Genomic DNA, 14,323 nt, shown 5'->3' with positions numbered 1-14,323 from the left:
ATGACCTACAACACCACTTGAAACCCATTGCCCCGAAACAAGGTGACCCCATGAAGACTCCCGAGCAACTCCCCGGCGACCAGCAACCTATGCTGCGCCTGCACAATGTCGGCAAGAGCTTCGGCACCCTGCGTGTACTCAAAGGCATCGATCTACAGGTCCGACACTCCGAAGTGGTATGCCTGATCGGGCCTTCCGGTTCGGGCAAAAGCACCCTGCTGCGCAGCATGGCGTTCCTCGAAGAGTATGACGAAGGGGAAATCTATGTCGAAGGCCAGTTGCTCGGCTTTGTGCCGGATAACGGCAAGGGTCGCAAACGCGCGCCGCAAGCGCAGATCAATCAGGTTCGGCGTAATGTCGGCATGGTTTTCCAGCAATTCAACCTGTGGCCGCACATGACGGCGCTGGGCAATGTCAGCGAAGCCCTGCTGCGGGTGCGCAAGTTATCGACGGCCGAAGCCCGTCAGCGGGCCATGGCGATGCTCGACAAAGTCGGTCTGGCGCACAAGGCCGATGTCTATCCGATCCAGCTCTCCGGTGGTCAGCAACAGCGCGTGGCCATCGCTCGGGCATTGGCGATGGAGCCGCACATCATGTTGTTCGATGAGCCGACCTCGGCGCTCGACCCGGAACTGGTGGGCGAAGTCTTGCAGGTCATGAAGACCTTGGCCAAAGAAGGCATGACCATGGTGGTGGTCACTCATGAGATGGGCTTCGCCGCGCAGGTCGCTGATTCGGTTGTGTTCCTCGACCAGGGCCAAGTGGTCACCCAGGGTACGCCGCAGCAGATATTCCACAACTCCGAACACCAGCGCCTGCAGCAATTTCTGCAGAACTATCTGGATCGCAATGCCTTCTGGCAGGACAACAAAGAGGTTTCTCTGGTATGAACGCTGCTGAACTGCAACTCCTTGCACGCCCCCAAGTGCGCGATCTCGCCAGCTACAACGCCGGCCTCAGCTCCGAAGCCGTACGCCAGTGTTTCGGCCTGACCCGCGTGGCCAAGCTGGGCAGCAACGAAAACCCCTTGGGTCCGGCGCCTGCGGTGGCAGCCGCCATGGTCAAAGCCTGTTCCAGCATCGCCCTCTACCCGGATGCCAGTTGCCTGGAATTACGCGCGGCGCTGTCGGCAAAGCTCGGCGTACCGGGCAATCACCTGGTGTTCGGCAATGGTTCGGAAGATTTGCTAAGTATTATCAGCCGCGTGTTTCTGGACCACGGCGATGAAGTGGTCACGGTAGTGCCGTCGTTCGGTCTGCACTTCATTTACCCCCTCGCCGCCGGAGCCCTGGTGTCAGGGGTGCCGATGACGGATGAGGGTCGCTTCGACGTGCCAGCGATGATTGCGGCGCTGACGCCGAAGACCCGGCTGTTGATGTTCTCCTGCCCCTCAAACCCGGTTGGCTGCACCCTCGACGCCGACGAGTTGCAACAGTTATTGGCAGCGCTGCCGGCGCAATGTTTGCTGGTATTCGACGAGGCCTATTACGAATACGCCGATTTCGAGGCGGATTACCCCGATTGCCTCGGATTGATTCAGGCCAGTGGCAAGCCGTTCATCCTGCTGCGGACTTTCTCCAAGGCGTATTCCCTGGCCGGGTTGCGCATCGGCTATGGCATCGTCAGCGATCCTTTGCTGGCCGACCTGATCGACCGTCTACGCACCCCGTTCAACATCAATCGCGTGGCCCAGGCCGCGGCCATTGCAGCACTGGCGGACGAAGAGCATTTGCAGGTCACCCTCGCCCATGTCGCCCACGAGCGGCAGCACATGGTGATTGCCCTGCAAAACATGGGATTGAGCCCGGCGCCATCGATGGCCAACTTCCTGTACTTCAGCACGCCCTATCCGGCCGAAACCATCAATCAGGCCTTGCTGCGCAAGGGCGTCATCCTCAAACCCTGGCGTGAAGACGGGTATACACAGTACTTGCGTGTGTCCATCGGTAGCTGTGAGGATAACGACCTTTTTCTCAAAGCCCTGGCAAGTGTTCTTGCCGCTCAAAAAGGCGTGGACTGACCCATGATCAAAAATGCACCGCAAGCCCTCTATCAGCGTGCGAAGGACTTTGTGCAAGACAAGCTGCGCAGTGGTGAATGGAAACCCGGAGACCTGATTCCGTCGGAAAATCGCCTGGTGCAAGAGCTGGGCATTTCGCGCATGACCGTCAATCGGGCCTTGCGCGAGCTGACCGAAGAAGGCCATTTGGTGCGGATCTCCGGCGTCGGGACCTTCGTCGCTGAAAGCAAGCCGCAATCGAACCTGCTGCGCATCACCAATATCGCCGACGAAATCCTCGCACGGGGGCACAGTTATAGCTGCCGTGTGCTGCACCTTGGCCGCGAAGCCGCCTCAATGCCGGTAGCTGCCGCCCTGGCGCTGCCCACTGGCTCGTCGGTATTTCATCTGATTTGCGTGCACAGTGAAGAAGGCGTGCCAGTACAGTTCGAGGATCGCTACGTCAACCCCGAGCTGGTGCCGGACTTCCTGCAACAGGACTTTGGCGAACACTTGCAACCGGCGCGCTACCTGCTGCAAGTCATTAGGCCCGACGAGATGGAGCACATTGTCGAAGCCGGTCACCCCAGCAGCGATGAAAGCAAACATATGCAGATCGACGCCAATGAACCCTGCCTGATCCTAGTACGTCGCACTTGGAGCCAGAACAAAATCGTCACCTACGTTCGGCTAACTCACCCCTCGTCGCGCTATCGCCTCGGCAGTCGTCTGCCGATGAATGGCGCTCACCGCGACAGCTGAGTCTCAGCCACGATTACTGATAACGTGATCGGTAAAGGGATCGCTTTCGACCGACGCTAGGTTCGTCTGCGTTGGTTCTTTTTTTTGGGGGGGGCAGCACTCCGAAACCTGTCTATACAGCAAAGCAAATCGCATTCTGATGCGCAGGCGCTCCCTCTTTCGCAGTTCCTTTCCTCGGACACCCTGTCCAACTCATGCCCTCCTACGGATCTTCGGGTGCACTCCATGCACATTTTAGAGGCGCCTAGGGATAACCAACGATGTAATCCCTGCTCCGGCGACGTCTCAAGTTCCTTGCAGCAGAGAGAGTCTTGAGCAATCGAGCGATGAGAAAGCAAAAATAGGCACGCTACCTGCATACCTGTATATACCAGTCAGTACGGCTCGACCGAGTGCGTTTCTATGCCCCGTCCGATCGGTAATGAATGGACGAGATTGACCTGCTGCACGGTCAATCGAGCAGAACCTATTCTCTCAAACAAGCGAGAAACGTCATGAGTGAGCGACTCAAGAGCGGCATGCGAAATCTTCTGGGAGCCTGCGCTTTGATGGCGGCCGGTGTAGCAGTGGCTGCTCAACCAAGCGCCGGTATGAAAGCCGAACCCGGCACGTTCAAAATCGGAGTAGAACCTTGGCTCGGGTATGGCCAATTGCATGTCGCCGCAGCCCACGACCTGTACCGCAAACAGGGTCTGGAAACCGTCAGCATCGTGAACTTCAGTGAGGACAAAGACATCAACGCTGCCCTTGCCAGCGGGCAGATCGATGCGGCCACCATCGCTACCCATACCGCCATGGGCATGGTTGCGGCCGGTCTTCCAGTGAAAATCGTACTGATGCTCGATCAGAGCATGACCGCCGACGCGATCATTGCCGCGCCAGAGATCAAATCGCTCAAAGAGCTCAAGGGCAAGCAGGTTGCGTTCGAGGAAGGCACTACCAGCGACATTCTGCTGCATAGCGCACTAGCTTCGGCTGGCATGCTCTGGAGCGACATCCAGCCAGTCCCTATGCCGGCAAGTACTGCTGGTGCAGCGCTGATCGCCGGCAAAGTACCGGTTGCGGTGACGTATGAACCTTACCTGAGTGCCGCCAAACAGCAGAATGCCAAAGTCAATATGCTCTACAGCGGCAAAGACGACCCAGGCATTATCAGTGATGTGCTGGTGGTACGTGACTCGGTGCTAGAAGAGCGGCCCGGACAAGTGCTGGCGATGATCAAAGCCTGGGACGCAGCGCTTAGTCATTACCAGAACAATACTCAGGCCGAGCGCGCAGTGATTGCTCAAGCCGTCGGCTCGACCGCCACAGATCTGGCCAGCGCCTTCGACGGTGTGCACTTCTACAGCCTTGCCGATAACCAGGCACAACTCACTCAAGGTTTCAGTCATGAGACCTTTGCACACATCTTGAAGTCAGCCACTGCTGCCGGCTTGATACAGCAGCCGGTTGATGCAACCAAAACAATCGATGCGCGGTTCGTCGAAGCCCTCAAGTAACCGCGCCAAGGTGTGATCCCCAACGCGAACGTCATCGCACATCGGCAGCTGACCGTCATCGCCGGCGTCCAGTGCATTACCCACCAGCGGCAGTCGAATGCTGCTGGTCAATTGAAAGCGGTACGGAGTTTCAATGGGTTACGTGGATACAGCAAAACACGATAGGACTACCCCCCCGACCATCGTGTCGCGCCGCAAGCGCGGGAACCTGTTCGTAATTGGTCGCCAGCCAGGGCGAGCCGGCTATATCGCCATCGCCGCTAGCGTGTTCCTTTTGCTGGCCTGCTCCTGGTGGCTGGCCAGTGGACTGGGGTTGGTATCGCCGATCTTCCTGCCAACCCCTGAAGCAGTTGGCTTACGTCTGAGCAAGCTGGCCGCCGATGGCACCTTATGGGCAGATTTGAAGGTCAGTCTCTATCGGATCGCTGTCGCCTTTCTGGTCTCCTCACTGATGTCGATCGTGATTGGAGTTCTGGCCGGTTGTTACGGTTTCTGGAAGGCCTCGTTCGAACCTCTGGTGGACTTCGTCCGCTACATGCCGGTGGTGGCCTTTGTGCCGCTGAGCATTCTCTGGAGCGGTACCGGCGACTTCCAAAAATTCCTGATCATCTGGCTGGGCACCTTCTTCCAACAAGTGTTGATGGTGATGGATGCCGTCAAACGGGTCCCAGCAGATTTCATCGGCCTGGGCCGAACACTGGGCATGGCGGACCGTCGCATTCTCTTGAAGATTGTCCTGCCGAGTGCCTTTCCGGGCATCTGGGACGCCCTGCGCATCAGCCTTGGTTGGGCGTGGACCTGGTTAGTGTTGGCTGAACTGGTGGCGTCCACTTCAGGCCTAGGTTATCGCATCACCGTGTCACAGCGCTTCTTCCAGACCGACACGATCATCGGCTACATCCTGCTGCTCGGGGTACTCGGGCTGGTCACCGATCAGGCCATGCGCGCCGCCGAGAAAATCCTCTTTCGCTACAACCGGAGGCGCCCATGAGCACCCTGCAGATCAATGGGTTGACCAAGAGTTTCTACAGTGCCAAGCAATCTAGACTGGTGCTCAAGGGAATCAACTTGACCCTGGCCGACAACGAATTCGTGTCCATCGTCGGCACCTCCGGCTGCGGCAAAAGCACCCTGCTCTCCATCGCCGCCGGGCTGGAGGACTATGATGATGGTTCGGTCTGCGTCGACGGCGTTGCGATCAGCGGCGCCGGCATGGATCGCGGCGTGGTGTTTCAGTCCTACACCCTACTGCCCTGGCTGACCGCTCGAGAAAACGTCGAGTTCGCCCTCAAGGCCGCCGGATACAGCGCCAGTGATTGCCGCGCGATTGCCGATGAGCACCTGACGCAGGTCAATCTGAACCATGCGGCTCAGGCTTACCCGAACGAGCTTTCGGGGGGTATGAAGCAGCGAGTGGCGATTGCCCGCGCCTTGTCCTACCGACCGAAAATCCTCTTGATGGACGAACCCTTCGGTGCATTGGACGCCATGACCCGCCGGCAAATGCAGGAGCTGCTGACCCAGGTATGGGAAACCCATCGCCTCACGGTCATGTTCGTCACCCACGACGTAGAGGAAGCCGTTTACCTTTCCGACCGCATCGTCGTGATGGGCCCCGGAACCGTCAAAAGCACCTACGAGGTCCCGCTGCCACGCCCGCGTCACGAAGACATGTGCACCAGCCCCGATTTCATCGCTTTGCAACGACAGGTGCTGCGCTCGATTCGTGAAAACACTGTTGAATCTGCATGACCTTCTCAGTCCGCCACCTCCGCGTGGCCTTGCACCTACGAGGAATCCCCATGAAACAACCAACTTTCCATGACCTCAGCGCGTCCAGTGAATTGCCCACCGAGCTGTTTCAACGCACCGAAGCCGACCTTGCGTTCTTCATCGAAAAGGTCAAGCCGATCATCGAGGCCGTGCGACGCGAAGGCGATGCCGCCTTGCAGCGATTTGCCAAGGAGTTCGACAAAGTCAGCACTGAGCAGATGGTGATCCGCGCTGAAGAGAGTGAGTTCGAAGTGGCCTTCGCCCGCATGGACCCAAAGGTGATCGAGTCAATCAAATATGCCGCCGAAAACATCCGTGCGTTCCACGAAGCGCAGAAGCCTGAAGATATGTGGCTCAAGGAAATGCAGCCGGGTGCATTCGCCGGCGATCGGCACGTGGCCATTGATTCGGTCGCATGTTACGTGCCACGCGGCAAGGGGTCGTTTCCCAGCGTCTTGTTGATGACGGCGATACCCGCAGTGGTCGCTGGTGTGCCGCGGCCGGTGGTAATCACCCCACCCGGTCCGGATGGCAAGGTAGACGATGCGACCCTGGTGGCGGCACGTCTGGTCGGTATCCGCGAAGTCTACAAATGCGGTGGCGCTCAGGGTGTTGCAGCCGTGGCCTATGGCACCGAAAGCGTGCCCAAGTGCCTGAAGATTGTTGGCCCCGGCAGCCCCTGGGTAGTGGCTGCCAAGCGGCAACTGTCCGGTTTGATCGACCCCGGCGTACCTGCCGGCCCGAGCGAAAGCCTGATCCTCGCAGATGAAACCGCCAATGGCGAACTGGCCGCACTGGATTTGATCATTGAGTCCGAACACGGCCCGGATTCATCGGCCTATCTGGTCACTCATAGCCGTACAGTCGCTGAAGCGGCCATGGCTGCACTCCCTGGGCTTTGGGCCAGGCTAGAGCCGAAACGTGCAGAGTTCTCGCAAAGTGTTCTATGTGGCGAGCACGGCGGGATCGTCCTGACCAAAGATTTCGCCACGTCGATCGAATTCGTCAACCAATACGCCCCCGAGCACTTGGAGATTCTTGCCGAAGAGCCCATGGCAGTACTGGGTAGGATTCGCAACGCCGGGGAGATTCTGTTGGGTAACTACACACCCGTGACCCTAGGCAACTTCATCCTTGGCCCGAACGCGGTATTGCCAACCAACGGTGCAGCGAAAACCGCCGGGCCGCTCTCAGTGTTCGACTACATGAAACGTATCTCAGTTGGCTATGTGACTCACGCCGGCTACCAGCCGCTCGCCGACAAGGCTCATGGCTTTGCCCTCTACGAAGGCTTCAGTGCACATGCGTTGGCGGTGTCGCCGTTGCGCCTGGAAATCCTCAAGGCTCGCGCCTGAGTTGCGGGCGCTCAGTGACTGAAAGCACGCCCTTCTACACCTGAGACTTTCAAGGAGCATATATGCGAGCGATAAGGTTTTACGGCAAGGGCGACTTGCGTTTCGAGGAGGTCGCCGAGCCGGCGCCCCCTCCGGCGGGCTTTGTGCGTTTGGCTGTGCGTGCAGCGGGGATCTGCGGCTCCGATCTTCACAACTACCAGACCGGTCAGTGGATTTCGCAACTGCCAGTCACCCCGGGCCATGAGTTCTGCGCCGAGATTATTGCTCTGGGTCAGGACGTAGAGGGTTTTGCCCTCGGCGAACGGGTGGTAGTGGATTCTCGGGCCATCTGCGGCGAGTGCGATCACTGCCTGGATGGCGCAGGCAACCTGTGCCGGCAATTGGGTTTCGTCGGCGAGGTCTGCGATGGCGGTTTTGCCGAACAAAGTGTCCAGCCAGCTCATCGCCTACTGAAGGTGCCGACCGGTGTATCCGACGAAATTGCCGCTCTGGCCGAGCCGCTGGGGGTAGCCCTGCGAGTGGTCAACCGGTTGGCGGCCGCCCCCGGCGAACCGGTGCTAATCGCCGGAGGCGGAACCATCGGCGGGCTAGCAGCATTATTGTTGCGCGAACTAGGCGAGCATCCGGTGCTGCTGGTCGAGCGCAATGAGGCTCGAGCAGACCTGTTGCGCGAAGTGGTGGGGGTGCAACCGGTGGCCTTTAATGCTGAGCAAGTCCGCAAGGCCTGTGACGGTCGCGAACCGCACTGGTGCATCGAAGCAACCGGCTCGCCAGTGGTCCTTGAGCAGTTGATCACCAATGTGGCATCTGGCGGGCGTATCGCGCTGGTCGGACTGTTTCATGGAGCCGCGAACCTGAATATCAATCAATTGGTCGAACGCGAAATCGATCTGCTGGGCTGCAACGTCTTTCGCGACGAACAACGCCAGGCCCTCGAACTGCTGCCACGCCTGTCTGCGAAGTTACAGGCCTTGATCAGCGAACCGATCTCACTGGAACAGGGGCTTGGCGCCTACCGCGACCTTCCATGCGGTAACGCTGGAGCCTTGAAAACCATTATCAAACCCTGAGGATTGGGCTCATGAGCAACCTGATGCGAGGTTTTTCCCTGAATGGGCAAGTGGCGTTGGTCACAGGCGCGTCGCGAGGCATAGGGCGGACGCTCGCCATCGCATTGGCCGACGCTGGAGCCAGGGTGGTGCTGGCCGCTCGCGACCAGGCAGCCATGCTTGAGGTGGCTGCGACCATTGAAGCCGCTGGCGGAACGTGTTCGACGCTGTACCTGGATGTCACCGATGCACAGTCTCGCACTGCCGCATTCGAGCAATTACTGCAGCGCGAAGGCCGACTCGACATTCTGCTCAACAATGCCGGAGTCGAGCAGATCAAACCAGCCCTGGAGTTGGACGAGGTGACCTGGGACCGGATCGTCGACACCAACCTCAAGGGGAGCTTTTTCTGTGCGCAAAATGCAGCGAAAGCGATGATGGTGCGTGGCGGTTGCATCCTCAACCTGTGCTCGCTGACCAGCGAAGTCGGCGTGCCGGGTGCCACCGCCTATGGTGCTTCCAAATCCGGGCTACTTGGCATGACCCGGGCCCTGTCTGCCGAATGGGCTGCGTCCGGTATTCGTGTCAACGCCATCGGCCCTGGCTATTTCCATACCGATCTAACCGATGAGTTCTATCAGGACACCGGCTGGCGCGAGCAGATGCAGGCAAAGATCCCGCTCGGACGCTTCGGTGAACTGCGCGACCTGGCCGGCGCCGCAGTGTTCCTCTGTTCGTCCGCGGCCAGCTACATCACCGGGCAAGTGTTGTATGTCGACGGTGGCTACCTGGCGAGTATCTGAACTCAGAGACAGTCAACAGCTGCACGTGTCCTTGACCCCCTCTCATCATTGACCCCACTTTTCAACGAGGAACACCTTCATGCCCCCGACTCCCGAACCACTCGCCGCACAGGCCCGGACACTCGCCCGTCAGGGCGATTGGGCTGGAGCGCGCGCCAAGCTCATGCAACTGGTCGATGAGGTGATCGGAGTCACTGCGACAGATCTGATCATCAATCGAGATCAGTACAGCCTCAACTCTCTCAACGGGCGCGTTACCCTAAGCGATGCGCGTCAGCTGTTCTTCAAGTACCACAATGAAGAAGGCGAGGATAAAACCATTGAGGAGTACTACAACGCCGAACTGCTACGCGATACGGGTTATCGGGTTGATGTGCCCCTGTTTGCATGCGGCGAACCGGGCCGGCAGATTCTGTTCTACACCTTGCGCGACAACCTGCGTCTAGCCGACGTCTGTCGTGACATCGAGGAGCGCCAGGCTTGGAATGAAATGTCTCAGGTCGTCGAGGCCCAGCGCCAATACGATCACGATGGACTGGCCGGCGTACTGCGCACTCTGGGGCCAGGAGAGGCGGACGCGGTCTGCCGGGAACCGATACATCAGCTGTTTCATCACCGCCTGGTATCGGCCAATAACGTTCCCGGTTTTGGCGGTCGTGTCGAGCGCGCCTACGTCGGTAAAACCTTTGTTTTCCCAGGCACTGTGGTCGAGTGGGATCAACTCAAGGATCTGCGCTGGACGATCAATGGCGTAACTTATGCATCTTCGCTCGGCGAGTTGTTTGCCGAGAGCGGCCAGCGTTTAGCCCCGCAGCGGCTGGCCGATCATGGTGTGGTCACTGCCCACGGCGATGCGCATAACGCCAATGTCTGGTACGAAAAAGTCAGCGGCCAGGCGCCGCGTCTGGTGAGTTTCGACCCTGCCTTCGCCGGTCGCCAGATCCCGGCGCTGCTGGCAGAAATCAAGGCGACGTTCCACAACATCTTTGCTCATCCGGTGTGGCTCTACGAGCCAACGCGGGTCGCCAGTCAGTTTCACGTAACGGCCAGCATCAAGGGCGAACAACTGATCGTCGAGCACAACTGGCAGCTGACGCCATTGCGCAGCGCGTTCCTGGAGAGCAAAAGCCGTCATTACTGGCAACCGCTGTTGGCCGCGCTACGTGACAGGCATTGGCTACCGACGGATTGGGAGCGGGTCATGCGTCTGGCGCTGTTCTGTTGCCCGACCCTGGTGCTCGACCTGCGAGCCGACGGGGGCAGCGGCCATACGGCGCACAGTTCGGCGCTGGGTTTGGCACTGGCGATGATCGCAGGCAGTGAGCCGGTTGAAGGCGAAGATATCTTCAGCCGTTTCTTCAGCGGATTGCAGCCGCACTGAGACGGCCCGCAGGCCAGGCAGAACACCTCAGTACTACCTGGCACTGCGCCTGGCCTCCAAACAGTAGTGCTAACCTTTCTTCTGCCGTCTTGCCCATGAACACCTCGGGCAGCAACATTAAAAGGCTACTTCACTCTTGATGTCGGAAGATAATGAGCGTTCGCGCTGATTGGCCAGTTGAGCGTTCATGAGCTGGTTAGCTGTGCAAGGTGGTTGAAGTCACCCGCCGCCTAGCGTCTCAGACGCAAGACTCCTGATGTTGAGCAACTTCGGCTGCGCAGTCGCGCCAATGAACTATTCACGCAAAGTCGCAGTGCTGCGGACAGCCGGAGCATCTTGTAGATGATGCGTGAAGACGGCGAGCAACTGGGCTGGTTCAAGGTACGTAGCTTAATGCACGAACTTGAGCTTGTGAGCAAATAACCAGGCTCTGTATGCGAGTTGTTTATTCCGCAAGCAGCTCTGGCGTTATCGTATGCGCCAGAGCATGAGTCGCTAAGGAAATTGCTGGGACAATGCGTCTATGGAGCGTGTGTTCCAGAGTCTGAAAACCGAATGGATACCAACCACTGGCTACCGGCCCAAGAGGCCCAGCACGACATCAGTCATTTTTGATGCATCGGTACAACTGGATTCGGCCTCATCAATTCAACGCTGGGCTCGCGCCAGCTCAGGCCGAGAAAAAACCTAACGTCGTGTCCGGGATTAGTTGACTCCTACCCCCCCTCCCCACTTATAGCGCTGGGGCCGCGCAGCAGGTACAAAAGCCTGCGCAAGACGGACCTCTCCAAAAGGATTGTTCGGTTATCGGTTAAAGCGCTCAACCAATGAGTACTGCGTGGACGCAGTTTTGGTTAGCTCCTTGTTCAACTCGGCCGATTGATGAGCCTGCTCCGAGGTTTGATCGGCCAGGTGGGCGATCGTGGTGATGTTACAACTGATCTCCTCGGCGACGGCACTTTGTTCTTCAGTGGCGGCAGCAATCTGGGTGGTCATGTCGGTGATGTGGGAGACCGCTTCGCTGATGCCCATCAAGGCCTTGTCTGCCTCAAGTACCCAGGTCACGCCTTCTTGGGCCTGACGATGACCGCTCTCCATGGTCTGCACGGCATTGCTGGAAGAAGCCTGGAGCTTGGTGATCAAGTCATGGATCTGAGTAGTGGATTGCGAGGTGCGTTGGGCCAACTGACGAACCTCGTCGGCCACGACCGCGAAGCCCCGGCCCATGTCGCCGGCGCGCGCTGCTTCGATGGCAGCATTCAGTGCCAACAAGTTGGTCTGATCGGCGATACCTTTGATCACGTCAACGACCGTCCCTATCTCGTTGCTGTCCCTGGCTAACTGAGCAACCGTCAGACTTGTCTCTCCGACAACGGCGGAGAGGCGCTCGATAGCCTCGCGGGTGTCTCGAGCCACATCTCGGCCGTGACTGGTCAGCAGGTTAGCCTGTTGAGTAGCATCCGCCGTACGCTGGACGTGGCTGGCAACTTCCTGAGTGGTCGCGGCCATCTGGTTGACCGCGGCTGACACCTGTTCGGTTTCTACACGCTGGCGATCAAGGCCTTTTGAGCTGTCAGTTGCAAGCACATCGGATTGTCCCGCCAGCTCACTGAGTTGCTCCGCGGTGTCTTGCAGGCGTGTCAAACAAGTCTTCAGGCGTGAAGTCTGGCTGACGAAGGCGGTTTCCAGGCGGGCTTGTGATCCACGCGCATCGCTGTACATCTGGGCGATCAATGAGTCGGAGGTAGAGGGCTCAGCCATCTGCAACAGGCGCAGAGTTCCTCGCGCCTGCCAGCGCGAAGAGAGCAAACCTATCGGCACGGCTATACCTACGACCACGGAAATCGCCACAGGCGCGCTGAAGAACAAGCCACTCATGGTACCCACCAGCCCCATGGCCAGATACGGCAGGCAATTCAGCAGCGCGGGCTGCCAGCTATCATAGCGAGGGATGGCCGGTTTTCCCTGGCTGATGCGCTTATAGAGGGATTCAGCACGACGGATCTGATCTGCCGTCGGTTTAACTCTGACCGATTCAAAGCCCACAACTTGACTGCCTTCAAATATCGGTGTGACGTAAGCGTTGACCCAGTAGTGATCACCATTTTTGGAACGGTTTTTGACAACCCCCATCCACGGTCGGCCTTGCTTGAGAGCGCCCCACATATGGGCAAACACGGCAGGGGGGACGTCAGGATGGCGGACGATATTCTGCGGGGCGCCAATCAGGTCGGCTCTATCAAAACCACTGATCTCCACGAACGCGTCATTGCAGTATGTGATCACGCCTCGAACATCTGTCGTTGAGATGAGTTTCTGCTGAGGTGCGAGTGAAATCTCACGCTGTGTAACTGGCTGATTATTTCTCATACCTAACACTCCCTATACCCTGTAAAAAGCCATCGGCAGACACTAGGAAAAGGTTAATAAATTTTTCTAAAAAATCCTTTAACAACAATGAGTTGCATTAAGTTTTTCGGCGCAGATTGGATCCAGTTTTTTATTATTCTCTATATCATTGAATATATTGGATAAATGGACTTTTTGAGCGTAAGGAAGCTGCATTTCAAGTAGCATAGATGTCTGTTCTGGGTAAGCATCCGGTCAAGATCCCAACGCCAATGGCAACGGCGCCATGTAGGTAAATTGCTCGGGCGATTACTGGTTGTGGTTGCGCGACAGAACTGTCCGATGAGCTCAATGCGGCCGAACTTGGTTTATGGCTTTTCGGGGTTATAGCGGCAAGCCTGTCGAGGCGAACCCCCAGTGGGTCATCGTCGCTGAGCAGGCAGAAGGACTCTTCTGTAGTTGACTACTACACTTCTTTCTGTGCGTTAGACGTGCAATCAGGGCCTGTACTTCAAAGCTCGAACCCTCGTCAAGTTCTACCAGCAATAGATAGTGCTAAATACAAGCGATCTCCAGGTAATCGTGCAGCTTGAAATTGAGGCGGTGGTACTTATCCATACCACTTTCCTCGGTAGAGGTAAGGGTATATGTGCAATACGCCGCCCCATTGTGTTGACGCAATAAAAGCTAGGTTGGAAGCCCAGCGTTCTGAGTCTCCAAGGCCCCCGGCGAGGGCATTCACCGTCTTCTAGGCAAACTCCAGGGTTCGAATATCAAAACTAGCGACGCGTTGGGCGAAGTGTTTGACGAAGGCATCTAGCTCCTTATCTGGAATCGCACGGTTTATCCAGCCATATCGCTCGGCAGTGTCGGCCGGGAATTCATGGCGGATGAATCGCCCCGGATTCTCTAGACACCTTGCAAGCTCATTGCGTAACGCTTTTCAAACTCTGCCGGTGACAGCTGATTGTTGAAACCATGACGGCGTTTTGCGTTGTAGAACATCTCGATGTAATCGAACACATCACTACGAGCATCTTGCCGCGAGGTGTAGACTTTTCGCTTGATCCGTTCCCGTTTCAGAAGCTGGAAAAAGCTCTCGACCACAGCGTTGTCATGACAGTTGCCTCGGCGACTCATGCTGGCAACCAAATTGTTTGCCTTCAAAAAGCTGCGCCAATCGGAGCTGCTGTACTGGGCTGCCTTGGTCGGAATGAACCATCACTTCTTGCTTCGGTTTACGCCTCCAAACCGCCATCAACAACGCGTCAATAGCCAAATCACTGGTCATCTGCGACTTCATTGACCAGCCAACGACCTGGCGAGAAAACAGATCCAACACCACAGCCAAAT

Annotated in this window: 11 protein-coding genes and 3 pseudogenes; 11 read left to right on the top strand and 3 right to left on the bottom strand. The window is 57.7% G+C overall.

Annotated elements, in window-relative coordinates:
* Positions 1–89 precede the first annotated feature (89 nt).
* The 11 genes and pseudogenes from PVZ80_RS13460 to PVZ80_RS13410 form a co-directional block, all read left to right on the top strand.
* Positions 90–890, top strand: coding sequence for an amino acid ABC transporter ATP-binding protein (locus tag PVZ80_RS13460; RefSeq protein WP_435307295.1), 801 nt, complete (start codon positions 90–92; stop codon positions 888–890).
* Positions 887–2,020: a histidinol-phosphate transaminase gene (gene hisC / locus PVZ80_RS13455; protein ID WP_110175341.1), complete on the top strand. Its 1,134-nt coding sequence runs from the start codon at positions 887–889 to the stop codon at positions 2,018–2,020. Before PVZ80_RS13460 ends, hisC begins: the two co-directional genes overlap by 4 nt.
* 3 nt (positions 2,021–2,023) lie before the next feature.
* The gene (gene hutC / locus PVZ80_RS13450; protein ID WP_257373653.1) at positions 2,024–2,761 is read left to right on the top strand and encodes a histidine utilization repressor; all 738 of its coding nucleotides are present in this window, start codon (positions 2,024–2,026) and stop codon (positions 2,759–2,761) included.
* A gap of 425 nt (positions 2,762–3,186) precedes the next feature.
* Positions 3,187–4,260, top strand: coding sequence for an ABC transporter substrate-binding protein (locus tag PVZ80_RS13445; protein WP_273864045.1), 1,074 nt, complete (start codon positions 3,187–3,189; stop codon positions 4,258–4,260).
* A 133-nt stretch (positions 4,261–4,393) separates the two neighbouring features.
* Positions 4,394–5,251, top strand: a complete 858-nt coding sequence (locus PVZ80_RS13440) for an ABC transporter permease (protein WP_273864044.1) — start codon at positions 4,394–4,396, stop codon at positions 5,249–5,251.
* On the top strand, positions 5,248–6,012 hold the full coding sequence (locus PVZ80_RS13435) for an ABC transporter ATP-binding protein (RefSeq protein ID WP_273864043.1): 765 nt from the start codon (positions 5,248–5,250) through the stop codon (positions 6,010–6,012). The genes PVZ80_RS13440 and PVZ80_RS13435 overlap by 4 nt, the downstream gene beginning before the upstream one ends.
* Before the next feature lie 50 nt (positions 6,013–6,062).
* The gene (gene hisD, locus PVZ80_RS13430; protein WP_273864042.1) at positions 6,063–7,388 is read left to right on the top strand and encodes a histidinol dehydrogenase; all 1,326 of its coding nucleotides are present in this window, start codon (positions 6,063–6,065) and stop codon (positions 7,386–7,388) included.
* A gap of 62 nt (positions 7,389–7,450) precedes the next feature.
* Complete coding sequence (locus PVZ80_RS13425; protein WP_273864041.1) at positions 7,451–8,458, top strand: zinc-dependent alcohol dehydrogenase; 1,008 nt, start codon at positions 7,451–7,453, stop codon at positions 8,456–8,458.
* A gap of 11 nt (positions 8,459–8,469) precedes the next feature.
* The gene (locus tag PVZ80_RS13420) at positions 8,470–9,240 is read left to right on the top strand and encodes an SDR family NAD(P)-dependent oxidoreductase (protein ID WP_273864040.1); all 771 of its coding nucleotides are present in this window, start codon (positions 8,470–8,472) and stop codon (positions 9,238–9,240) included.
* 79 nt (positions 9,241–9,319) lie between these two features.
* Positions 9,320–10,621 (top strand): hypothetical protein, encoded by a 1,302-nt coding sequence (locus tag PVZ80_RS13415; protein ID WP_273864039.1) that lies wholly within the window; start codon positions 9,320–9,322, stop codon positions 10,619–10,621.
* A 234-nt stretch (positions 10,622–10,855) separates the two neighbouring features.
* Positions 10,856–11,334: pseudogene (locus PVZ80_RS13410) on the top strand (integrase core domain-containing protein); the annotation flags it as partial.
* Positions 11,335–11,425: 91 nt separating this feature from the next.
* On the opposite strand, the gene PVZ80_RS13405 reads toward PVZ80_RS13410, so the two are convergent.
* The 3 genes and pseudogenes from PVZ80_RS13405 to PVZ80_RS13400 all read right to left on the bottom strand — a co-directional run.
* A complete protein-coding gene (locus PVZ80_RS13405) occupies positions 11,426–12,499 on the bottom strand; it encodes a methyl-accepting chemotaxis protein (protein WP_435307294.1) in 1,074 nt (357 codons plus the stop codon).
* Between the two features lie 216 nt (positions 12,500–12,715).
* Positions 12,716–12,991 (bottom strand): annotated as a pseudogene (locus tag PVZ80_RS33975) (PAS domain-containing protein); the annotation flags it as partial.
* 888 nt (positions 12,992–13,879) lie between these two features.
* A pseudogene (locus PVZ80_RS13400) lies at positions 13,880–14,323 on the bottom strand (IS3 family transposase); the annotation flags it as partial.

It is taken from the genome of Pseudomonas sp. B3G-3 (assembly GCF_028640915.1).
Lineage (GTDB): Bacteria > Pseudomonadota > Gammaproteobacteria > Pseudomonadales > Pseudomonadaceae > Aquipseudomonas > Aquipseudomonas chlororaphis_I.
The sequence above is the reverse complement of the archived record's forward strand: the minus strand, read 5'-3'. Positions and strand labels throughout refer to the sequence as shown.

Excerpts from the sequence above, each read along its gene's own strand:
- PVZ80_RS13460 (WP_435307295.1), top strand. The coding sequence starts at position 90 with ATGCTGCGCCTGCACAATGTCGGCAAGAGCTTCGGCACCCTGCGTGTA.
- hisC (WP_110175341.1), top strand. The coding sequence starts at position 887 with ATGAACGCTGCTGAACTGCAACTCCTTGCACGCCCCCAAGTGCGCGAT.
- hutC (WP_257373653.1), top strand. The coding sequence starts at position 2,024 with ATGATCAAAAATGCACCGCAAGCCCTCTATCAGCGTGCGAAGGACTTT.
- PVZ80_RS13445 (WP_273864045.1), top strand. The coding sequence starts at position 3,187 with ATGGACGAGATTGACCTGCTGCACGGTCAATCGAGCAGAACCTATTCT.
- PVZ80_RS13440 (WP_273864044.1), top strand. The coding sequence starts at position 4,394 with ATGGGTTACGTGGATACAGCAAAACACGATAGGACTACCCCCCCGACC.
- PVZ80_RS13435 (WP_273864043.1), top strand. The coding sequence starts at position 5,248 with ATGAGCACCCTGCAGATCAATGGGTTGACCAAGAGTTTCTACAGTGCC.
- hisD (WP_273864042.1), top strand. The coding sequence starts at position 6,063 with ATGAAACAACCAACTTTCCATGACCTCAGCGCGTCCAGTGAATTGCCC.
- PVZ80_RS13425 (WP_273864041.1), top strand. The coding sequence starts at position 7,451 with ATGCGAGCGATAAGGTTTTACGGCAAGGGCGACTTGCGTTTCGAGGAG.
- PVZ80_RS13420 (WP_273864040.1), top strand. The coding sequence starts at position 8,470 with ATGAGCAACCTGATGCGAGGTTTTTCCCTGAATGGGCAAGTGGCGTTG.
- PVZ80_RS13415 (WP_273864039.1), top strand. The coding sequence starts at position 9,320 with ATGCCCCCGACTCCCGAACCACTCGCCGCACAGGCCCGGACACTCGCC.
- PVZ80_RS13405 (WP_435307294.1), bottom strand. The coding sequence starts at position 12,499 with ATGAGTGGCTTGTTCTTCAGCGCGCCTGTGGCGATTTCCGTGGTCGTA.